Below are 22890 nucleotides of genomic sequence, written 5' to 3'. Positions count from 1 at the left end.
TCTGCCGATCGGATTGTATACGGCCACGCCCTGAATCCTTAAAGTAGGTGTCGGAGCTTCTAAGAAGCTTTCTGACGAAAGCTTCCTTGTTCAGACCATGCTTGCATATACAGGGCAAGGCAACTACAGATCCGCCCGGCAGCCGGCGATCAAGCGATTTAAGGCCCGCTGCTCCGGCTAGGAGGAGATTAATCCGATGTTTTGGACGACGGAGAAACTGGAGAAGCAAATTGGGGAGCTGCAGGAATTACGATATCGCGATGAGAGGCCGATTCCATCCTTCCGCAGCAAGCTCGATGTAGGCGGTGACCTCGGCGCTTATCCGTCAGAGGATGGCGTATGGGAGGAGCTTCGTCCCGGGGACCGCTGGAAAGGCCGGGATCATTATCTATGGCTGGCAGCAGATATCGCGCTGCCGCTGGAATGGAAAGGCCGGCGCCTTGTAGGCCGCTTTCAGTTCGGGGATACGGTCGGGGGCAATATCGGCGGGTTTGAGTCGCTGTTGTTCCTGAACGGGCGCCCTTATCAAGGGGTGGACGCGTTCCATCAGGAGGTGCTTCTGCCCGCTGAACTGGCCGGGAGCAATGTTTCTTTGCGGTTCCGGCTCTGGTCGGGGTTAAACGGCTACGGGAAGATTCAGGTGCTGGAGCATCAGCTTCAGCAGGCAGCGCTGTGCTGGCTGGATGAGGATACCGACGATTTGTTTTATACAGCCTCGGCCATTATTGAGACGGTGAAGCTTCTGGCAGACAGCCGCCCGGAGCGGCATGATTTGCTGGCAGCGCTGGACGGGGCATTCAAGCGGCTGGACTGGTCACGCCCAGGCTCGGAGCAGTTCTATGCTTCGGTCGTCCAGGCACTGGCGGCGCTCAAGCGGCGGCTGGCGGACATGCCCAAGCAGCATGCCGTTACGGTCCGTTGCATCGGACACACGCATATAGACGTAGCCTGGCTGTGGCGGCTGAAGCATACCCGCGAGAAAGCGGCGCGGTCGTTTTCCACCGTCCTGCGGCTGATGGAGCAGTTCCCGGAATATGTTTTTCTTCAGACTCAGCCTCAGCTGTATGAATATATAAAAACAGACTATCCGGAGATTTACCGTCAAATCCGGGAACGGGTGAAGGACGGGCGCTGGGAGGCCGGAGGCGCCATGTGGCTGGAAGCGGATTGCAATTTAACGTCCGGTGAATCGCTGATCCGCCAAATTTTGTACGGGAAACGCTTTTTCAAGCAGGAGTTTGGTACGGAGTGCATGTATTTGTGGCTGCCCGATGTGTTCGGCTACAGCTGGGCGCTGCCGCAAATTTTGGTGAAGTCCGGTATTAAGGCCTTTATGACGACCAAAATCAGCTGGAACCAGTACAACCGGATGCCGCATGACACGTTTTATTGGCGCGGAATGGACGGAACCCGGATTTTGACCCATTTCATCACAACGCCGGAGCCGGGTCAGGATAACGGGGCGTTCTACTATACGTATAACGGCAAGGTGACGCCGCGTTCCGTGCAGGGGATTTGGGAGGCTTATCAAGATAAGCCGTTAAACAAGGAGCTGCTGCTGGCCTACGGTCACGGCGACGGGGGCGGCGGGGTTAACCGTGAGATGCTGGAGATGCGCCGCAGATTGGCGGAGCTTCCCGGACTGCCGCATGTTACAACCGGACGGGCGGACGATTATTTTGAAGAGCTGGCCCGGCGTGTGGAATCGACCGAGGAGTATGTGCATACCTGGGATGGTGAGCTGTATCTGGAGCTTCACCGCGGAACCTTTACGAGCCAGGCCTTTATCAAGCGCATGAACCGGGAGCTGGAGCTGCTGTACCGGGAAGCGGAATGGCTTGGCATGATGGGAAGCCTGCTGCAGGGGGATTGGCTGATTTACAGGCAGAAAGATCTGGATAAGGGCTGGAAAATCATTCTGCGCAATCAATTTCATGATATCATTCCCGGCTCCTCCATCCGGGAGGTGTATGACGATTGCCGGGAAGAGTATGCCGAAGCGGAGCGCATAGGGAGGTCCCAGCGGGATTTGGCCTCAGAAGCGGTTGCCTTCCACCCGTCCGCCACCGGTGTGACCGTATTTAACGGAGCTGCGTGGGAGCGCACGGAGCAGATATGTGTTCCCGCGCTGGACGGGCAGGAGACGGGGGGCTGGCTGGACCGCGAGGGGAAGCGGCTGGAAGCGCAGCTGGAGAACATGCAGTGGCATATCCGGGTGCCTGCCGTACCGGCTATGGGCTACACGGTTATCACATTTGCCGAAGGACAGGCGGCAGGGGAAAGACTTGCTGCCGCACCGTTCCAGCTTCGGGACAATGGAATTTCGACTCCATACTATGAGGTGGCATGGAACAGCTGCGGGCAGCTAACCCGCCTTTACGACAAAGAAGCCGGCCGGGAAGTGCTGGCTGCGGGGGAAGCGGGTAACGTTTTCCAAGTGTTCGAGGATAAACCGAAGAGCCGGCATGAAGCTTGGGATATCGATATCTACTACCAGCAAAAAATGAGGGTGATTCAGGATCTGTGCCGTGTGGAGGTGCTGGAAGCGGGATTGCTGCGTGCGGCAGTCCGGTTCGAGTGGCAATACATGAGCTCTACCATCGAGCAGACCATGGTCTGGTATGCGGATTCCAGACGAATTGATTTCCAAACGAAGGTGGATTGGCATGAGCCGCGGCAGCTGCTCAAGGCTGCTTTCCCGGTCAATGTCCGGTCAACCGAAGCCACGTACGATATTCAATTCGGCAACGTCAAGCGGCCGACACACTGGAATACGAGCTGGGACTATGCCAAATTCGAAACCGTAGGCCATCAATGGGCCGACTTGTCCGAACGGGACTACGGCGTAAGCTTGCTGAACAATTGCAAATACGGCTACGATATAAAGGACCATGTGATGCGTCTGACGCTGATTAAATCGGCATTGTTCCCCGATCCGCAGGCCGACCAGGGCGAGCATCACTTCGTTTACTCGCTGCTGCCTCATGCCGGTGATTGGTATGAGGGGGGGACTGTACAGGAGGCATGGGCATTAAACAGTCCTCTCACCTGGGTGCGCAGAACACCGGCGCGTCCGAGTTTTTCACTGTTTTCTATCTCCGCAGGCCATGTGATGATCGATGCGGTGAAGAAGGCCGAGGATCAAAATGTGGCCGTGCTGCGCCTGCATGAGTTTGCCGGCAAGCGCGGCGAGGTGACGATCAGCAGCGACTGGGGAATCCGTTCCTGGCAGGAGTGCAGCCTAATGGAAGAGCCGGAAGGGGAACGGTTCGACAATACCCCGATTCGGTTTGATATCAAGCCGTACGAGATTAAAACCATTCTCGTTGATTTCACCACAAACGAATAAACCGAAAAACGTTCTCCTCCCATAGCAGAGAGGAGAACGTTTTTTTGCTTTTTTGCGATGGTAGAAGCTATTTTTGCGATTAAAAAGTTAGGCCGCGCCCAAGTAGGATTATTCCTGCTGGGACCTGTTTCACCGATAATCATTTCTTCAGCACTTACGAAAGCCGGAGCGAAGCAAGGAAAGGAGCAAAAAGTTAAAATCAGACTATTGAAACATCATGTATCAAAAACCTGAGATAAGTGTATCGTTCAAAGATGAATGTTTTTTCCTGGAAGGAGGAAGCAGGGCTGTTAAATCAGCCTCTATGTAACCGCTTATCAGGTGTTTATGCTGAACGATCCGGGCTCAGGGCAGGCTGTTGTTGGAGTGTGCTGTTCCTTCCTCTTGCAGCCTGCATAAGAAAGGCCCTATATGCTTTACCGCGGCTCGACATAAGAGGACAGCAGGCCGTCCTCATGCAAAGTGAAGAAGGAATCGACGATGTCCGGATCGAACTGTGCGCCCTTTTGCTCGTCCAAATACTGCAGCGCTGCAACGGTCGTCCATTTTTCTTTGTATGCCCGCTTGGAGGTTAGCGCGTCGAATACATCCACTACGCTTACAATTCGGGCTTCGACGGGAATTTTTGTTTCCGACAGGCCGTGCGGGTAACCTAGGCCGTCCCACCGCTCGTGGTGGTAAAGGATAATGTTTTTGGCCGTAGCCAGCTCGTGCTCGAACAAATCGTCGTCCAGCTCCGCAAAAATTTTGCTGACGATGTCAACGCCGATGAGGGGATGCATTTCAATAATTTTGCGCTCGTAATCCGCCAGCGGACCGGGCTTGTACAAAATTCCTTCGGGTATGGCGGACTTGCCGATATCGTGCAGGATGCTGGAATGTCCAATCCGGGCGATCCGGGCGGCGGATAGGCCAAGCTCCATCCGTTCATTATGTCTTGCAACGAGCAGCTCGGAGAGCTTCTGCACACGGTTCAGATGAGATTCGATCCCGGGATCGCGAATTTCACAAGACACGGCGAGTACGCGCAGCAGCGATTTCTGAATGGAATCGACCCGCTCCTCCGCTAAATAAAAGCCGCGGTTCAGCCGCTCGAGCTCCCGGAATATGCCGACATAGAACACGCCATCGTCCAGCTCGAACGGGGTAATCGTGATCGAAGAATGCCACAGCTCGGCGCTGCGCTTCTGATTCGTAAAGACGCCGGACCACGTCTTGCCGGCACGAATCGTCTGCTTCATGCTGGCGAACGTTTCTTCCGGTGTGTACACGGTACGCAGAATTCCGGCTTTTTTGCCTACAATTTCATCCTCCAGATAACCGGTAATGGTTTCATAGGTCCGGTTGACGGCCAAAATGCGGTGGTCCGCATCGGTAATAATGACCGCATCCCCGAGCTTCAAAAAGGGTTGAAAGACTGGATTAATCATACTTTACCTCAAGCTTCACTTAAAATTTAATCACGCTGATGGGTTGTAAATTGTAAATCATGCGTCCGTATGGCGGCGCCGCGCGGCTGCCTGCTGTCATGGGAAGCTGCACGTATGGAGAGCCGCAATGTACGAAACGCCGTTCTACACGATTCCGTTTTTGCCCTTGTCACGGGCAATGATGACGATTGATGTTGTCACATGTAATCATAACAGATTTAGGTTATAGCGGGCGGAATTCCATAGATACTGTCGCAAAAATGTAACAAACCGGACCGCGCTTTGCGAAGAGAGAACACCCGCAAGCCGCCAAAAAGGAGGGGCGTATGGCCCCTCCTCGCAAGTGAAGCTTTATTGTGTAGGTTTCGGAGTTGCTGCGCATCCGCCGGCTTATACGCCGGAATAGGCCATGAAGCCGCCATCCACAGGGATGGTCGTTCCCGTAACGAAGCCGGACATGTTCTCGTCCGCAAGCCACAGCAGCGTGCCGAGCAAGTCCTCCGGCCGGCCGAAGCGGCGCATCGGCGTATGGGAAATAATTTTGCCGGAGCGCTCTGTCAGGGAGCCGTCCTCCTTCAGCAGCAGCTTCTCATTCTGCTTGGTCAGGAAAAAGCCCGGCGCAATGGCATTTACACGAATGCCGCTTTCCGCCAGATGGACGGCCAGCCATTGGGTGAAATTGTTAATTGCTGCTTTGGCGGCGCTGTAGGCAGGAACCTTGGTCATCGGGGAAGGCGCGCTCATGGACGAAATGTTGATGACGGTCGTTCCCGCGCGGCCAAGCATGTGCTTGGTAAAAATCTGGGTCGGAATCAGGCTGCCGACGAAGTTCAAATCGAGCACGCTGCGGAAGCCGTCCACACTCAGTCCGAAAAAGGTAGTGATGTCCGGATTGTCCAGATCCTCCGGCTTGAAAATTTCATTCGTCGTATTGGCGCTGGGGTGGTTGCCGCCCGCCCCGTTAATCAAAATGTCGCACGGCCCGAGCTGTGCGAGCACCTCGGCTGCAGCCTGCTGCACGCTCTCCGGCTTCGTTACATCGCAGGCGAAGGCAGCGGCCGTACCGCCGGCAGCCCGGATTTCGGCGGCAACTTCAGCTCCTTTTTCCACGGTTCGGTTCAAAATCGCGACGCGCGCGCCCTGACGGCCCAGCTCAATTGCCATCGCCCGGCACAATACGCCGGCCCCGCCCGTAATGACAGCTACTTTCCCCTGTAGAAAAGAATGCTTCGTTAGTTCGATCATGCCTGGTTCGTCTCCTTTTCTGCCGCAGCCTTGCGGTATGCGTCCCAAAGTCCCCACAAATACATCATGCCGAGCGCCCGGTCGTACAGGCCGTAGCCGGGGCGGCACTGCTCATCCCAAAGGTGACGGCCGTGGTCCGGCCGGCAATAGCCCTCGTAGCCCTCCTCATGAAACGCCTGAACAACCCCGGCGATATCGACGGTTCCGTCCTGGGTGCGGTGTGAGGTCTCGATGAAATCCCCGTTCTCGTACACGCGGACGTTGCGGATATGCGCAAACGGAATACGGCCCGCAAATTCATGAATCATGGCGATAATATCGTTGGCGGGATTCGCGCCGAGCGATCCGCTGCACAGGGTTAGGCCGTTGTACGGGCTGTCGTGCAGCTGCAGGAAGCGCCGGATATTGTTCTGGCCCGTCATAATACGGGGCAGTCCGAAGATCGGCCATGGCGGATCGTCCGGGTGAATCGCCATTTTGATGCCGTGCTTGGCCGCGACCGGAATAACCTCATCCAGAAAATATTTGGCGTTCTCAAATAACTGCTCCTCGGTAACGCCCTGGTATGCTTCAAACAGCGAGGTCAGATGCGCCAGACGCTCCGGCTCCCAGCCCGGCATCGTAAATTCCGGATTTTCATTAATTACTTTGACATGCTCGGACAGGTTCAGGTGCGCCACTTTGCTTTTTTCATAAAACAGCGCCGTCGAGCCGTCTTCCAGCGCTTTGTGCAGATCGGTGCGGACCCAATCGAACACGGGCATGAAGTTATAGCAGATCACCTTCACGCCCACCTGGGCGAGCTTCGCGATGGTTTTCTTGTAGTTGTCGATGAACAGATCCCGGCTGGGCAGCCCGAGCTTGATATCCTCGTGAATATTGACGCTCTCCACGACCTGCATATGCAGTCCCGCCTGATCGGCTTGTGCTTTAATAGCGAGGATTTTGTCCATCGGCCATTCTTCACCGGCCGGGACGTCATGGAGCGCCCAGACGATGCCTTCGACACCGGGAATTTGTTTAATCTGGTTTAGCGTAACTGTGTCATTGCCCTCACCGAACCATCGGAATACCATTTTCATAAAGGGAGCTTCGCCTCCGGTTATTTGAAATAGGTGGGATATTTTTGCTTCAGCAGCGCCTGATCGGCAATGGTGAGATGCAGATGCTCCGTCATCAACTGCTCCGCCTGATCGGCGTGCTGCAGCCGGATGGACTCGACCATTTGCAGGTGCTGATTATACAGTTCGTCCCAGTGGTGATCGTCGGCCAGCCGCAGGACGCGGGTCCGGTTCAAATGCACATTGATTTGCTGAATTACAGCCCATGTATTGCTTTTGTGGCAGCCTTCAAAAATGGTGCGGTGAAACGCCTCATCCAGCTCGAACATCTTCTTGTCGTCTTCCTCTTCGATGCAGGCCTTCTGCTGGGTGAGGTTCGTTTGAAGCGCCAGGAGGTGCTCCGCCGGAAAAGCGCCGCAGGCCAGCCGGATGACGGCCCGCTCCAGCTGCTCCCGCATGAACCGGGCTTCCTCCGCCAGCTCCAAATCAATCAGCGACACGAAGGTGGCCCGCTGGGGATATACCTCCAGGAGGCCTTCCTGGGACAAGCGGACGAAGCTTTCCCGCACCGGCGTCCGGCTGACGCCGAAGCGTTCGGAGATGTCCTTTTCGGATATGCTCGCTCCGGGCGGCAATTCAAGACGAAGAATCTGATCCAGCAGCGCCGCATACACGGCATCTCGTGTGGAGGCGGGCTGGGGCTTTACAATCATGCTCACGTGTTCACCTCCGGGAAGGGTTTATAAAAATTATACTACCATACTTGTATGGTAGTATGGAAGGCGCAAAAAAAGCATCTGGTTTCAAGTAAGGAACAGATGCGTTATACCGGTTCGTTCCTTCGGTCAATCCGGGAAAAACGCTGCGGGACAAGTCGGTTTGGTGTCATTTGGTGTGATTTGGAGTAATTCTAACATTCATGGGCTTGAACCCGGAAAAGCTGGTAAAATGAACATCGTATCGTAGTAGAAAGCGAATTCAAAAGTCAGACCACCGGTCTGAAAGCATATGCAAAGGGGAACTGACAATGACGAAAACAGCTTTGCCGCAAACGATGAAAGCAGCGGTTATGCCGCAGCCGGGAACTATCATCATTGAAGAGCGTCCGGTGCCGCAGGTCAGGGCGGATGAGGTGCTGATTCAGGTGATGGCGGTCGGGGTGTGCGGCTCGGATGTGCATTACTATGAGCATGGCCGTATCGGGCGGTTTGTTGTAGAAAAACCGATTATTCTCGGTCATGAATGCGCAGGGGTCGTTGCCGCCGTCGGGTCACGCGTTACGCGGCTGCGTGAAGGCGACCGTGTCGCGGTTGAGCCGGGAGTCACCTGCGGCCGCTGCAGCGCCTGCAAGGAAGGGCGGTATAATCTGTGCCCGGATGTACAGTTTTTGGCTACACCGCCGGTAGACGGAGCATTCGTTCAGTATATGGCGATTCGGGAGGATATGGTGTTCCCGATTCCGGACCATCTTTCCTTTGAGGAGGCTGCCCTGAACGAGCCGTTCTCGGTCGGGATTCACGCGGCCAAGCGGAGCCGTCTGCAGCCGGGTTCGACAGTGGCTATTATGGGAATGGGGCCGGTCGGGCTCATGGCGGTTGCTGCCGCCAAGTCCTTCGGCGCCAGCCGGATTATTGTGACCGATCTGGAGCAGGTGCGTCTGGATGCGGCAGCGCGTCTTGGTGCCACGCATACGATCAATGTCCGGGAAGAGGATGCAAATGAGCGTATCCGGCAAATCACGGGCGGTGTCGGCGTAGACACAGCCTGGGAAACGGCGGGGAATCCCCGGGCGCTTCAGTCCGCCCTGTATTCGATCCGCCGCGGGGGCAAGCTGGCTATCGTCGGGTTGCCCGCCCAGGATGAAATTCCGCTGAATGTTCCGTTTATTGCGGATAACGAAATCGATATTTACGGTATTTTCCGTTATGCCAATACGTACCCGAGCGGGATCGAATTTCTGGCGTCCGGCTTGATTGATACGAAATCGCTCATCACGGACCGGTATCCGCTGGCTCAAACTCAGGCTGCCATGGAGCGGGCCATTCATAATAAGAGCGGCAGCCTGAAGGTAATGGTGTATCCGAACGAATAGCAGTTTCATGAAGTAAGAATGCAGCGGTGTCCGGTTCCGGATGCCGCTGCATTTTTACTTCACGATTGCTCCGCTGCGATACGCATGCGCATCTGTGTACAGTTTTAGCTCCGGCCGGACGATGAAGCGGGCACTGTCCTTTTTTGATGATCGGCATTGGGACATGGCAGTATCCGATATAGAGGGAGATAAATGTCGAAATCAGGGTAATTAATGCTAAAGGACCTGTTCAATAAGTGTTCGTCCTATTTGAGAACCGCGAATTCGGCGGTGACGAAGACGGTCATGGTTAATTTAGCTATTTTTCAAGATTAAAAAGAAGGACTTTAGTACCAGATGTCGAAATGCTTCTTTATTCCATTGCGGTATTTGTCATTTTTTGTACAGTTCCTGTCATGACAGGTGAGAACGAAGACGGCGGCTATGGTGTGGAAGCTTGTATTTGTAGACAAAAAGGAGAGGAATTATGAACAAAGCACGATCAACAAAGGAGTCCCGGTTAGGAGACGGTCTGAAACGAGGAACGGTGGTTCTGGCAAGCGTCTCCTTGATCGCGTCCAGTCTGAGCTTGCCCGGATGGGAGACAAGCAAAGCGCACGCAACCGCCTCCTCAAGCCCGTCGCTGTTATTGAACATCCGAACCGATCGGACGTACAGCCCGGGCACGATTGGGGGTTACAATGCGGATACCGGCCTGTCGGCGAAGACGGTGGTGGATTCCAATGCACTGGGCTTTGATGGCTTCGCCTCGCAGGTGTATTCCTACAACGGCAAGGTGTACGGACTCCTGACGCCTGCAGATAACAGCAGGGGCGGCAGGTTTGGAAGCTTCGACGGTACCCGCGTCGAATATTTGGATTCGGAACGGCTCGACAATGCCCAGCGGTTTGCTGAACTGAACGGGACGCTGTATTTTCTCGCTACGGATTTGGAAAGCAGCATGAACTTGTATGCGTACGATACGGTGAACAGCGTCTTGTCCAAGGTAAGCGGCGACGCCGACAGACCGTCGGTATCTACAGGAGTGGCGGTATATAATGGCCAAATCTATTATATGACCGATCAGTATCTTGTCCGGTGGACCGGATCGGCCGTCGAGAACGTCTGGACCTTGTCCAGCCCGTATAACGGTATTACGGGAGCAATGACCGTTCTGAACGGGGAACTTTACTTCGCAGTCACCTCGCCTACCCTTGATCCCGGATCCAATCATCTCCACAATAACGAGATTTTCAAATATGACGGCTCCAGTGTAAGCCAGGTGACAGACCGCGATTCGAATATCAACAATTATGCCTCAGTCACGATCCCCAAGATGATCGCGTACAATAACAAGATTTTCTATAGCGGCGAAAATCCGAATAATGTCTTTACCGATCCGGGGAACGGGAAAAACTGGCTGATATCGACGGATGAGAACGGGAACGAAACAACGGAATTCGAAGCCGGCGATGAGAATGGCGGCGGATATGTATTCGACATGTGGGTGGTGGACAACCAGCTTTATTTTTCCGCCAGAGTGGGGAATTCCTATGTGAACGATCTGTATCTCTACGATTCGACAGGAAATGCGACGAACCTCACGAATTTCACGGAAGAGGGCATCGCGATAACGAATGTGATTGAGTATGGCAGCGATCGGTACGTTACGACCATGAAAGGGCTTTACCGGATTGAGCCGACGAGTAACGCGCTCACCCCTATTTCCAGCTTCCCTGCCCTGAGCTCAACCGATGATCTAAGTGAAACGTTCGGCCAAGGGGCCTTCATCTTCGATGGCCCGCTGGCCCCGGTTGTCACCAATCTTCATGATTTGCTGGCGGTGCTGCCGGGCGGATCGGCCTCTATCGCGGCCAACGCCGTGGTATCCGATATTGATTCTGCATCGCTTGCCTCAGCCTCGGTGCGGATTAGCAGCGGCTTCTCTGCGGGCGATACGCTCTCGTACACGCAGGCCTATGGTATAGCCGGCAGCTTCGATGCCAATACCGGCGTATTGTCCCTGTCAGGCACGGCGACGGCCGCCGAGTACCAGGAGGTGCTGCGCAGTGTCGTCTTCACAGGCGGAAGCGAACCCGGAGACCGGGAGGTTGTGTTTGCGTTGGAGGATAGCGAGAGCAATCTTTCCTGGAGCGAATCCCCCTCGGCCGTAGCCACCGTGGCCGTGGCCCCGAGCGCGGGCACGATTACCAAGGTTGAATTCGATACCGCTCCGGACGGGACGGATAACGACTATGCTCAATCGGTTCCGATTAGCGAGCCGAATTTGCAAAATCTGCTCATCGAGGTGTCATCGAGCTCCAGCTCCTACGGGCTTACTTACTCGGACAGTACCAAGTCGCTGTATATCTCACCGGATTTATTGGATATGGACAAGCCTGACACGCTGGTCATCCGATCTCAGAACGGAGCGGCGTTTGATCTGCAGGGCCTGCGCTTTACGGACACCTATAGCGGGATGTACAGCGAGCTGCGCTTCACTGGCTTCGAGGAAGGAGCTACGGTGGCGCAGAAGGATCTGTATGTCAGCCCTTATGGCCCGCAAACGACGCTGCTGCTTGGCACGGAATTCGACGAGGTGGACGAGGTGCAAATGCAGCTTGTCGGCAGCTCGGCGCAGTATGGCACAGGCATCGGCGGTCTGATCGATGATATATTCCTCTTCAGCAGTCAACCCGGACCGATGCTGTCCGCTACCAGCTATAGTCCTGCCGACGGCGCGTCCGGGGTGGATGCAGCGTCTAATCTGTCCATTGGCTTTGCCGAGCCGGTAACAGCCGTATCCGGGAAAAATTTGACCATCCGCCAAGGCTGGGACGATCAGATTGTGGAGACCATTCCGGTGAATGATATAAACCGAGTCACGATTTCCGGCGCGGACGTGACCATTAATCCGGATCCTGAGCTGCTGTACGGCAGCGACTATTATGTTCTTATTGACGGCGGCGCGTTTGCGCCGGTATCCGGCAGCGCGCTGTACGGCGGTGTTGCTGACCAGACGACGTGGAATTTCACTACGGAGGTTCGATCAGAGGTAACTGCCGCGAATTCAACGGCGCTCCAGGCTTATTTGAGCAATTCGACCGTGTCTACGATTAACCTGATCGCTGATGTAAGCTATGCGATAACGGGTGTGGATATCGATCGGGCTTTGACCGTAAACGGCAATCAGGCCGAGGTGACTGTATCTGCCGGTATTCCTGTAACCTCCGCCTCTGATGCCGGTCTAAGTTATTATGGCGATGGCGTGTTTGATGTAGGACCGGCAGGCAACCTGGCTTTGAAGGATGTGACCCTGCGCAACGGCAGCAGCAAAATTATGACCGTCATCAACGTGCAGGATGGCGGACAACTGGAGCTCGACAACTCGAAGCTGAAGGATTTCTTTGGCGAAAATGACGGAAACCAGCCGAACCGAGGTTTTTCGTTCGCCATTCACACCGATCCGGGCAGCGGCAGCCAGGTGACGATCACCGACAGCGAGATCGACGAGTCCAACGCCTTCCGCAACATGATAGACGTTCGCGGAGGAATGGTTACAGTCCGGGGCAACACGCTGAAGGGCACGCAGTATCCGGACCGGCTGCGGTTGTCCGACGGATTTGAATACGGTATTTATTTATACGGCGGATCAACCGTTATTGAGAACAATACGATAGCTGGCTTTGATTCGTCTAGGAATAACAACTATGCCAGCGCGGCAATCGGCATTGTCGGGTTTTACGATACGACCTTATCCGTAACCGGAAATACGCTGACCAACAGCAGCGTCGGGCTCAGCTTGACGAACCACTATCCGGGCGTCAATCCGAATGCGATTACGACGATGAACACGTACGCGATGAACCAGCCGGATACGGCGGGCAAGGGAAGCTACAGTGTCTCGAAGCAGAATACGTTCAGCGGCAACGGGGCTAACGTGTATTCGGAGATGGCGTTCTATACCAGACCTTATACGTACCGCGATCCGCAGCTGAGCGTGACGGCGGTGACCTACGATAGCGTGACGGTGGCCTTTCCGAAGCCGGGAGCCAGCGCGACATCAGTGAAGCTGCAGCTTTCGGAGGATGAAGGCGACAGCTGGCAGGACGCAGTCACCGGCACGCTGACTGGAGATTCTGCCGGAGCCACGGCGACAGGGCTGGACGCGTCAACAAGCTACCTGTTCCGGCTCGTGGTGGAAGGCGGCTCCTATTACGGCTATTCCAACTTCGCGCCAGCGACGACACCGACGAACGCGGATGCAGCCCATAATACGCTCGGAGCGTCGCCATCTACGGTACAGGCAGGCTCCCCGATTACGCTGACCGCTACAGGGGATCGTCAAGGGGCCAACTCGGCTGTTATAGGAGACGAGCGGTATATTCCGGTCAACTGGCAGTCTAGCGAAAGTGGGCAATCTGGCGTGTTCAGCTTCTCTGGAGCCAGCTATACTTCGACGTATACGCCTGCTGCCGAGGGCGGCTACACCGTTACGGCTACGTTCGAGAAACAGGCATGGGACGGCACGGTGTGGCAGGTGGTTAACGGATCTCAAGATACCAAGACGGCTTCGGTCACTGTGACGGCGCCTGTCGATGCGGCTACGCCGAGCATCAGCGCTGAGCCTCAGGATCGTGCAGCAGTTCAAGGCGATATGGTGACACTGTCGGTCACGGCTTCCGTCGGTGATGCGGGCCAACTGACTTACCAGTGGTACAGCAGCAGCACGGACAGCAATACCGGCGGCATCCTGATTGCGGGAGCCACGGGCTCGACCTATACGGTACCGACATCGGCGGCAGGCGATGTGTACTATTATGTGGTTGTGACCAATACGAATACCGAAGTGCCCGGCCAGCAAACGGTCACCGCGACCAGCCGCGCTGCGAAGGTGACTGTGAGCCAGGCCCCGACGTATGGGATTGCGCCTATCGCGGATCAGACAGCAGCGGTCTTGAGTGTGGGCTACGCATCCGGTACGCAGGAAACAATGACGATTACGTTGACGAACACAGGAACGAGCAGCCTGACGAATCTGTCGGCGGCTCTCAGCGGCACCGGGGCATCTGCCTTTGATTTGACCCCGCCGCCTTCTACGCTTGGCGCAGAAGCCGCTCCTGCCAGCTTTACGGTTCGCGCCAAGGACGGCTTGTCCGCAGGGACCTATACTGCGACAGTAACCGTATCTGCGGATCATCTGACACCGGTAACGTTCACGGTGACGCAGGCGGTTCAACTGCTGAATGCGCCGGCGAACCCGCAAGGCTTGACTGGCGTGAAGGGGGACAACTCGGTCATACTGAACTGGAACACCGTGACCGATGCGACCTACTACTATATTTATATGGCGTCCGTATCCGGCGGCTATTCGGAACCGCCGCTGGCGACAGTGACCAGCGCGACCTATAGTATCAGCAATCTGACGAATGGAACGTCCTACTATTTCATCGTCAAAGCCGGCGGAACCGGCGGTGTGAGTGCGGCATCTAATGAAATCCATGTAATCCCGGCTACGGTTCCGTCTGCACCGACCGCGGTAACGGCCGTAGCGGGTGACAGGCGGGCAACCATTACCTTCACCGCGCCTCAGAATACTGGCGGAAGTGCGATTACAGGCTACGAAATTACGATTTCGCCGGGATCGACCGTCATTTCAGCGGATGCCAGCCCGGTGACGATTACCGGCCTGACCAATGGCGTTAGCTACACGTTTACCGTGAAGGCAATCAATGATATGGGCAGAAGCGACGCTTCGGAGGCCTCCAATGCCGTCATGCCGAAGGATTCATCGAGCAACGACTCCAGAAGTTCTTCGGGTTCCGGATCGAGCTCATCGGGAACCGTCAGCTCGATTGAGGTTCTGGTCAACGGCAAGGCGGAGAATGCGGGAACGGCTTCTACAAGCGAGCGCAGCGGACAAAATGTGCTGACCATCAGCGTCGATCAGAAGAAGCTGGATGATAAGCTCGCTGCCGAAGGTCAAGGCGCTGTGGTAACGATTCCTGTCCAGACGAGCTCTGATGTCGTTATCGGCGAGCTGAATGGCCAGATGATCAAGAACATGGAAGACAAGCAGGCCGTTCTGGAGCTGCGGACCGCTCAAGCGGGATACACGCTGCCAGCGGGCCAAATCCAGATTGATGCGATTTCCGCACAGCTCGGATCATCGATCCCGCTTGCGGATATCAAAATCCAGATTGAAATTTCATCCTTGTCCGAAGCTGAAGCGAAGGTCGTTGAGAGTGCGGCCGCCCAAGGCTCCTTTGAGGTGGTTGTGCCTTCGCTGGAATTCACGGTGACCGCTGCTCATGACGGGAAGGTCATCGAAGTGACGAAGTTCAATGCCTTTGTAGAACGCACGATTGCGATCCCGGATGGTGTGGACCCAGGTAAAATTACGACCGGCGTTGTGGTTGAACCGGACGGAACGGTACGCCATGTGCCGACCAAGGTAACGCTCATCGACGGCAAGTATTATGCCAAGGTGAACAGTCTGACCAACAGCACCTATTCGATTGTGTGGCATCCGATCGAGTTCCGTGATGTGGCGGGGCATTGGTCACAAGCCATTGTCAACAACATGGGCTCCAGGATGGTGATTAACGGCACGGGCGAAGGCGTGTTTAGCCCGGATGCGGATATTACCCGCGCTGAATTTGCTGCTATTCTCGTACGCGGCTTAGGGCTTCGCCTGGACAACGGAACGCCAGCGTTCAGCGATGTTCAAGCCTCGGATTGGTACAGCAAAGCTGTGATCACGGCTCAAGCCTATGGTCTTATTGAAGGCTTTGAGGACGGCACGTTCCGACCGGGGGACCGGATTACCCGTGAGCAGGGTATGGCAATGATTGCCAAAGCAATGAAGCTGACCGGCTTGAAGGCCAAGCTGTCCGGACAGACAGCGGGTGAGCTGCTGAGCTCGTACACCGACGGTCAGGAAGTAGCCGGCTGGGCGCAGACCGCAGCTGCCGATGTGCTGAAGGCCGGCATCGTATCCGGCCGAAGCGATGCAAGGCTGATGCCGACAGCGCACATGACCCGCGCTGAGGTAGCCGCTATGCTCCAAAGGCTGCTCCAGGCTTCCGACCTCATCTAATCACGGCCCGCCTGCCAGCCAGGCAATCAATAGCAAAAGGGGGCTCCTTCTTGTCCTAGAAGACAGGAGGGACCTCTTTTTTTGATTTAGGGGGGCATCTGATTGCATGTTGATTGACTTTAATGAAAGTGCTTGTGATGGGGGATATCAAGCTCTTCGCGCCGCGGGCAGCTTCCAGCGCGCGGTGTCTCGCTGCATGACAGCGGTCGGTCGACCATATAGCTCAACCCGTTCTGTTGGACAAGCGGGGAATTCGAATTGTGGGACTGAAATTTTTTGAAATGGATTTCAATATTGAGGCAGGAGCCAGTCAAGCTGTGGGCTAGCGGATAACGGGAAGCGCCAGGAGCTGAACGCGTTCGTCAGTCCGAATGCGGCTAATATCGATGCGTGTACTAACCTCTCATTCAATCGGAGGCCTGTCCTTTATGGTTGCGGAAATTGTCTGGCCGATGCTTGTATAAAACCCCCAGCTCGTGGAAAAAGTAACAATAAAGCGTTTTCCTCATACAGCTGCACCTGCTGTCCGGATGTACACGAAGTTGTCACGTAATGTTCATGGGATGCTAAGGCTCCCCTAAGCTTATTTTAAGGTTGGTCAGGTACGATGGATTCATCAGGAAGGGAGCGAAAGCAAATGATTCTGTATCAATTGGCCAAATGGATGGAGGAACGGATGAAGCTGGTGCTGCGAATCCGGGAATCAAAGGGCAGTATTGAGCATTTGCTGGAGCAAAAGCGGCAAGTGGAGCAGCGGATGCTTGTGCAGACGAGACGATGGCTGGAGCCGGGCGATCTGGGAATGCTGGCGGAAAAGGCACCGGTGCAGGCCGAGGTGATTCCGTTTACACCGGCGGAAGAGGCGTTCGAGCCGTACTTCGATATCGACTGGGCGGAAGCGGCAGAGCAGCAGGCAGCGGTTCAATAATTGGGTTCTTGTGTACCCGTTCATACAGATTAAGAAGCATTCGATCCGGCTTTAGCCTGGGAAGAGATCGGATGCTTTTTTTGTGCTGCTTCTGGCAGCCGATCCTGCCAAGGGAACCAACGGGACGGGACTGGGAGGAGCCGTTGAAATGGTCCCCGTCCAGGCGGATTTTCAAAAATTAGCGGCTCAAAGTAGAAAAATCTGGATGCGTGCGGCAAGCAGTTTCCCTATCCCGGCGGGAGGCGCACGGTTTTTCATCATGCCAGCGGGTTTGTCTGTGCTGACTTTTGATGTACAATAGGAATAGTGTAGACCGAGAAAAATGGAGTTGGCCTGATATGAATGTCGTCCTCGCGACCTTAAACGCAAAATACATCCACACCTCGCTTGCGCTGCGCTGTTTGAAAGCGTTCTGCGAGCCGGAAATTCCGGTTGAAATTGTGGAATATACGATCAAAGACCCGGCTATGAACGTGGTGTCCGATTTATTTTCACGGGCGCCCGATGTGCTCGGCTTCTCCTGTTACATCTGGAATATGGAAGAAACGATCCACATCATCCGCATGCTCAAAAAAATCCGGCCCGAGATTCGCATTGTGCTCGGGGGGCCGGAGGTGTCGTACGATACCGATTATTGGATGGAACGGCTGCCGGAGGTGGATTTCATCGTCATGGGCGAAGGGGAGGAAACCTTCAAGCACCTGCTGCAGGAGCTGGCCACCACTCGGAAATATCATTTCGTCTATGGCGCCGCGTACCGGAAAGGCACGGAGGTTATCATTAATCCGCCCCGGCCGAAGCTGGACCTGAACATGATTCCGACGCCGTACCGGTTCGCCGAGGATGTGCCGAGCCTTGCCAGCCGTGTCGTTTATTTCGAGACGAGCCGCGGCTGTCCGTTCAGCTGCCAATTTTGTTTGTCCAGCATCGAGGTCGGCGTGCGTTATTTCGATATTGAGCGGACCAAGCAGGATATCCTGTATTTGATTGACCAAGGGGCAAAGCTGATTAAGTTCGTGGATCGGACTTTTAATATTAAGCGGGACTATGCGCTGGAAATATTCGAGTTTCTCATTAATAACCACCGGGGCTGTGTGTTCCAGTTTGAGATTACGGCGGATATTATGCGGCCGGAGGTGCTGGATTACTTATCCGAGCATGCGCCGCCGGGTATATTCCGTTTCGAAATCGGAGTGCAGTCCACAAATGATGCAACCAATGAACTGATTCAGCGCCGGCAAAATTTCGCCAAACTGAGCCGCACTGTAACCAAGGTGAAGGAAAGCGGCAAAATCGACCAGCATTTGGATCTAATCGCCGGGCTGCCAGAGGAGGATTACGCATCGTTTCGCAATACGTTTAACGATGTGTTCGCTCTTGGGCCGGAGGAGCTTCAGCTTGGCTTCCTGAAGATGCTGCGCGGGACGGGAATGCGCCGGGATGCCCACAAGTACGGCTACTTGTATATGGACAACTCGCCGTATGAGATTTTGGGCAATGATATCCTGCCGTTTGCGGATATTGTACGTATCAAACGCGTCGAGGACGTGTTGGAGAAATACTGGAACGCCCACCGGATGGATCACACGCTGGCCTTTTTAATCCGGGAGGAATTTACATCGGCCTTCGATTTCTTTCAGGAATTCGGCGATTACTGGGAGGAGCGGGGCTGGCAGCGTATCGGCCATCAGCTGGAGGACCTGTTCACCCGACTTGAGGCGTTCCTCATCCACCGCGGCACGAAGCGGTTGAATCTAATCCGGGGGCTGATGAAGCTGGATTATTTCCTCAACCATAAGTACAAGCCGCGCAAGGTGTGGTGGGACATCTCCCTCGATAAAAGCGGGCAGGCCGGCATGCTGCGGCTGCTGGCGGAGCGCCCGGAGCTGGTATCCGAGCCGTTCGCCCGGCTGCGTCTGGCGGAGAAGGATTTGCACAAGCATGTGATGCTGGAGCAGGTTCCGTTTGATTTGGAGCATTATTTGGCTGATGGACAAATCACGGAGGGGACCTCCTCGGTCCTGATTGCCCATTTCGATCCCGGTACGGACAAGAAGGCGGATATCTATGCACTGCCTGTGGAGCGCTTGCGGGCAGAGGAGCTGACCGTATAAGCTCAAACACGGCCTTTCTCATTACTATGTCTTATTGGTCGAGCTTTACTCAGATAAATGCAAGCGCACAATGAAAATGAATCGAACAAAAGAGGGTGTCCCCAAAGTAAACTGCTCCCCACACAGTAGACAGGTGAACTAATAAAAACCTGTTCTGTATGGAGAGCATAGCACTGGGGGAACACCCTCTTAAATTATGTGCTGAACAGCGGACGACTCCGTCAGGAATAAGCTTCGCCCGCCCGCTTCAAAGCCTGCAAAACAGGCAGCCGGTCTGAACGATGCGGTGCAGACGGGTATTTCTTGCTGTTACAAATCGGCATCCGTCTCCACCAGTTGCTTCAAAGCAGACAGCTTGTCGTCCCAATAGCGCTCAAAAAAGGCGAGCCACTGCTTAATCTCCGCCAGAGGCTCCGGCTGGAGCATGTACCGCGTTTCCCGGCCAACCCTCTGACGGCTGACAAGACCGGCCTCGGCAAGCACATGCAGATGCTTGTTAATGGCCGTGCGGGTAATCGGGAAGCAGTCCGTAATCGCGGCAATCGGCATTTGCTTATCGGCCAGCAGGGTCAGCAGCTTGCGGCGGGTCGGATCGGCGATAGCCTGGAACACATCATGCTTTAACGCAGGGGCAGTCATCTACGCTCCGACATATGGAGCAAGACGCCCGTTTATGAGACCGTCCCAGCCGCCGTTCATAATCTCGCGGATGATGGTGTGCGGCTGTCCGAATTCGGTCATCTTCTCCGCATCCCAGCCGCCATGAATCAGAGTGAACTCTGTTTTCCCTTCTTCTACGGCTTTCAGCTCGAACGTAATGCGCCAATCCTTGCCCCAGTCAAAATCAATCCGGTTCGGCGGGGCGATGTCAGTGACCTTGCAAGGCGAATCCCCGAATTGTCCGGTATGGATGACGAATTCATGGCCCTTGACGGGCTCGAAGGTGTTCGGCATCAGCCAGGCGGCAATTCCTTCCGATGTGGCGACAGCCTTCCATACTTTTTCAATCGGAGCTTGAAGAATAATGGTTTTCCGGATGTCCGGCAGTGTTCCTTGAGATGGCATGATGAACCCTCCTGAGAATATTTGTGACACCTAATAGTGTTAAAACTAATAATAACACCCTATGGTGTTATAAATCAATGCAGAAGTCCTGATATGTAAAAAATGAACACTCCTGATTGATCCGGCAGCAGCCCCGGTCCGGTATATACCGGATAATGACGAAAGCTGTAGTACATGTGATCTCCATATTTTGTAGTGTATCCTTGCTGTGACTAAATTTATCCGCTTTTATGAAGCCAAGATGATTGTCAGCCCGGCCAAGGTATAGCACAATGATAACATCGGGCTTACTGCATGTGTGAATGGGCATATCTGCTGACGAATGAAAGAAAGGAAAATGAACAGATATGGATGCGAAACAGCAGCAAGGGGCATCAGACAATGCCCCGAGAAATCCGTTTTCTAAGCTTGTGGAGGTTCTGATTGTGTCTACAAAGCTGGGTCTCACCTCTTTCGGTGGACCTGCTGCACATCTGGGTTACTTTCATCAGGAGTATATACGCCGCCGAAAATGGATGGATGAGCAAAGCTACGCCGATCTTGTCGCCCTTTGCCAATTCCTCCCTGGTCCGGCCAGCAGCCAGATTGGAATTGGAATCGGCATGGCAAGGGCGGGGTTGTGGGGTGGACTCATCGCCTGGCTAGGCTTCACTCTGCCTTCCGCCGCCGCGTTAGCGGCCTTTGCCTTCCTGCTTCATGGCTTTGATCTTGCGGGCGCAGGGTGGATTCATGGTCTGAAAATCGTAGCGGTCGCCATCGTCGCCCAAGCTGTTCTTGGAATGGGCCAAAAGCTTACGCCCGATCGGGAACGGGTTACAATCGCCGTCCTGGCCGCTGCGGCTGTGTTATTGTGGCATACGGTCTATAGTCAAGTATTTATTATTATGGCCGCCGGTCTGGCCGGCTTGTGGCTGTACCGGAAAAAAGCCGCAGCTGCGGCACCGGACCTGCCATTTGCAATCAGCCGCACCTTTGGCGCCTGTTGTCTGGCCTTGTTTGCTGCGCTGCTTATAGCGCTTCCGCTTCTTAGACAAGCGGGGGACGGGGAGGCTAGCTGGATCGCGCTGTTCGACAGCTTTTACCGCTCCGGTTCATTGGTGTTCGGCGGGGGGCACGTCGTGCTTCCGCTGCTGGAGAGAGAGGTTGTTCCAACCGGCTGGGTTAGCCAGGAGGATTTCTTGACCGGCTACGGGGCAGCGCAAGCAGTGCCCGGACCGTTATTTACCTTTGCCAGCTACATTGGCGCTATGGCTGGAGGTGTGCCGGGAGCGGCTGCTGCAACATTAGGCATTTTCTTCCCGGCTTTTCTTCTTGTTGCCGGTGCGCTGCCGTTTTGGAATGGGCTGAGAAAAAATCCGAGGCTTCAAGGCGCGTTGACGGGAATTAACGCAGCGGTGGTTGGGATTTTGCTGGCTGCTCTGTATGACCCGCTATGGACTTCCGCCATCCTGAGCCCGATGGATTTTGTACTTGCAGTTATTTTGTTTGCGATGGCGGTCTTTTGGAAGTCTCCGCCTTGGCTGGTGGTTTTAACGGGCGCTGCGGGCGGAGTATTGCTCGGGCTAGTGTGATGCTTGGCGAGGTTCGACCGGCTGCTGCAACGGGAGCTGGATTCGCGCGCGTGAGACAAGCTGTTTGCGTAATGGCGGAATAGCTGCTCTGCTCCAAGGAGCGCGACAATGCGCTCCTGACGGCACAGGTTGCCGATACCGGGTCCAGTTCCGGCAACCCGGAGCCGCCTTCTAGCTTCGAATGAGGGCGATGTACTGCTGAAGTAAGGGCTTGAAGAAGGTTTTAGCCGAGAGCCTGCTGCCGGATACGGGTTCATCGAATGTGCTGCTGAAGAATCGGCAACACTCAAGCAATGTCGGCGGCCAGCGTGTTCAGCGGTCCGGGGTCGGCAGCGAGAGGCAGCACATCGTACACGGAAATGGGAAACATCGGGAAGCCGACATAGTAAGGCGTAATTTCATACAGCGGAAAAAAAAGCACCAGCGCCTTATCGGCCAAATAGTAGCCCTGATCCGGACGGATGCCCTTGAAATCGCCAAGTGTCGGAATATTACGCTGCTTGATTTGCTGGGCGACCTGAGCCGACAGAACGGCGGCATAATCGCTTCCCGGCTTGAACAGGTCGGACAGGGCATAGCTTTTTCCGGTGGCGGTATCGAACGTGAGCGCCTTCAACACCGTATTCCCGTGCGCCATCGGATACGAATAGGCGTAATTGCTGAGCGTCAGGCTGAGCAGCCCGCGCTCATTCGTTTTGATTTCAAAGCGGCCGATCATGTCCAGATGGGTTCCGGTCTGCACCTGAAGCTGCTCCCGCTGCAGCTGCTGCACCGCATCGATAATCATCCGGTTGATGTGCTGTTCAGCTTGGCGGTTCGCCAGACCTGTGACTTGCGGATAGTAAATGGTAATCCTGCCCTGCCGGTAGACTTGGGTCCGGATCGCGGCTGGCGGATGAAATACTGCCATGGGTCAGCCTCCTATCGGTATGTTTACTGCTTTAGCCTATGCAGGCG

The 22890-nt window shown here is 55.0% G+C and carries 13 protein-coding genes; 6 read left to right on the top strand and 7 right to left on the bottom strand.

Annotation, left to right across the window (positions count from 1 at the left end; genetic code table 11):
• The first annotated feature begins 196 nt into the window (after positions 1-196).
• Positions 197-3349 (top strand): alpha-mannosidase, encoded by a 3153-nt coding sequence (locus tag WBG83_RS16155; protein WP_336746220.1) that lies wholly within the window; start codon positions 197-199, stop codon positions 3347-3349.
• 416 nt (positions 3350-3765) lie between these two features.
• Here the strand turns inward: WBG83_RS16155 and WBG83_RS16150 are convergent, their stop codons facing one another.
• From WBG83_RS16150 to WBG83_RS16135, 4 genes are all read right to left on the bottom strand, one after another.
• Entirely contained in the window at positions 3766-4779 is a 1014-nt protein-coding gene (locus tag WBG83_RS16150) for an HD domain-containing phosphohydrolase (protein ID WP_336746219.1), read from the bottom strand.
• 390 nt (positions 4780-5169) lie between these two features.
• Entirely contained in the window at positions 5170-6024 is an 855-nt protein-coding gene (locus tag WBG83_RS16145; protein ID WP_336746218.1) for an SDR family oxidoreductase, read from the bottom strand.
• Positions 6021-7106: a mannonate dehydratase gene (gene uxuA, locus WBG83_RS16140; protein WP_336746217.1), complete on the bottom strand. Its 1086-nt coding sequence runs from the start codon at positions 7104-7106 to the stop codon at positions 6021-6023. Before uxuA ends, WBG83_RS16145 begins: the two co-directional genes overlap by 4 nt.
• Before the next feature lie 20 nt (positions 7107-7126).
• Complete coding sequence (locus tag WBG83_RS16135) at positions 7127-7798, bottom strand: GntR family transcriptional regulator (RefSeq protein WP_336746262.1); 672 nt, start codon at positions 7796-7798, stop codon at positions 7127-7129.
• Positions 7799-8112: 314 nt separating this feature from the next.
• Here WBG83_RS16135 and WBG83_RS16130 point away from each other — a divergent pair, with 314 nt between their 5' ends.
• The 4 genes from WBG83_RS16130 to WBG83_RS16115 all read left to right on the top strand — a co-directional run bounded on the left by WBG83_RS16130 (position 8113) and on the right by WBG83_RS16115 (position 19297).
• Positions 8113-9177, top strand: a complete 1065-nt coding sequence (locus tag WBG83_RS16130) for an NAD(P)-dependent alcohol dehydrogenase (protein WP_336746216.1) — start codon at positions 8113-8115, stop codon at positions 9175-9177.
• 466 nt (positions 9178-9643) lie between these two features.
• Positions 9644-16255, top strand: a complete 6612-nt coding sequence (locus WBG83_RS16125) for an S-layer homology domain-containing protein (protein WP_336746215.1) — start codon at positions 9644-9646, stop codon at positions 16253-16255.
• A gap of 637 nt (positions 16256-16892) precedes the next feature.
• Entirely contained in the window at positions 16893-17183 is a 291-nt protein-coding gene (locus WBG83_RS16120) for a hypothetical protein (protein WP_336746214.1), read from the top strand.
• A 338-nt stretch (positions 17184-17521) separates the two neighbouring features.
• Positions 17522-19297, top strand: a complete 1776-nt coding sequence (locus WBG83_RS16115) for a B12-binding domain-containing radical SAM protein (RefSeq protein WP_336746213.1) — start codon at positions 17522-17524, stop codon at positions 19295-19297.
• 309 nt (positions 19298-19606) lie between these two features.
• Here WBG83_RS16115 and WBG83_RS16110 read toward each other — a convergent pair whose 3' ends face one another.
• Entirely contained in the window at positions 19607-19936 is a 330-nt protein-coding gene (locus WBG83_RS16110; protein ID WP_336746212.1) for an ArsR/SmtB family transcription factor, read from the bottom strand.
• Positions 19937-20362: an SRPBCC family protein gene (locus WBG83_RS16105; RefSeq protein WP_336746211.1), complete on the bottom strand. Its 426-nt coding sequence runs from the start codon at positions 20360-20362 to the stop codon at positions 19937-19939.
• Positions 20363-20709: 347 nt separating this feature from the next.
• On the opposite strand from WBG83_RS16105, the gene chrA reads away from it, so the two are divergent.
• Positions 20710-21933, top strand: coding sequence for a chromate efflux transporter (gene chrA, locus WBG83_RS16100; RefSeq protein ID WP_336746210.1), 1224 nt, complete (start codon positions 20710-20712; stop codon positions 21931-21933).
• A gap of 286 nt (positions 21934-22219) precedes the next feature.
• Here the strand turns inward: chrA and WBG83_RS16095 are convergent, their stop codons facing one another.
• Positions 22220-22843, bottom strand: coding sequence for a DUF3298 and DUF4163 domain-containing protein (locus WBG83_RS16095; protein WP_336746209.1), 624 nt, complete (start codon positions 22841-22843; stop codon positions 22220-22222).
• Positions 22844-22890: the final 47 nt, after the last annotated feature.

This window comes from Paenibacillus sp. y28 (assembly GCF_037137075.1).
In the GTDB taxonomy this organism is placed as follows: Bacteria; Bacillota; Bacilli; order Paenibacillales; family NBRC-103111; genus JBBBNV01.
Note: the sequence above shows the minus strand (reverse complement) of the source record. Positions and strands in the feature narration are given on the sequence as shown.

Coding starts and splice junctions, on each gene's coding strand:
- WBG83_RS16155 (WP_336746220.1), top strand. CDS start 197: ATGTTTTGGACGACGGAGAAACTGGAGAAGCAAATTGGGGAGCTGCAG.
- WBG83_RS16150 (WP_336746219.1), bottom strand. CDS start 4,779: ATGATTAATCCAGTCTTTCAACCCTTTTTGAAGCTCGGGGATGCGGTC.
- WBG83_RS16145 (WP_336746218.1), bottom strand. CDS start 6,024: ATGATCGAACTAACGAAGCATTCTTTTCTACAGGGGAAAGTAGCTGTC.
- uxuA (WP_336746217.1), bottom strand. CDS start 7,106: ATGAAAATGGTATTCCGATGGTTCGGTGAGGGCAATGACACAGTTACG.
- WBG83_RS16135 (WP_336746262.1), bottom strand. CDS start 7,798: ATGATTGTAAAGCCCCAGCCCGCCTCCACACGAGATGCCGTGTATGCG.
- WBG83_RS16130 (WP_336746216.1), top strand. CDS start 8,113: ATGACGAAAACAGCTTTGCCGCAAACGATGAAAGCAGCGGTTATGCCG.
- WBG83_RS16125 (WP_336746215.1), top strand. CDS start 9,644: ATGAACAAAGCACGATCAACAAAGGAGTCCCGGTTAGGAGACGGTCTG.
- WBG83_RS16120 (WP_336746214.1), top strand. CDS start 16,893: ATGATTCTGTATCAATTGGCCAAATGGATGGAGGAACGGATGAAGCTG.
- WBG83_RS16115 (WP_336746213.1), top strand. CDS start 17,522: ATGAATGTCGTCCTCGCGACCTTAAACGCAAAATACATCCACACCTCG.
- WBG83_RS16110 (WP_336746212.1), bottom strand. CDS start 19,936: ATGACTGCCCCTGCGTTAAAGCATGATGTGTTCCAGGCTATCGCCGAT.
- WBG83_RS16105 (WP_336746211.1), bottom strand. CDS start 20,362: ATGCCATCTCAAGGAACACTGCCGGACATCCGGAAAACCATTATTCTT.
- chrA (WP_336746210.1), top strand. CDS start 20,710: ATGGATGCGAAACAGCAGCAAGGGGCATCAGACAATGCCCCGAGAAAT.
- WBG83_RS16095 (WP_336746209.1), bottom strand. CDS start 22,843: ATGGCAGTATTTCATCCGCCAGCCGCGATCCGGACCCAAGTCTACCGG.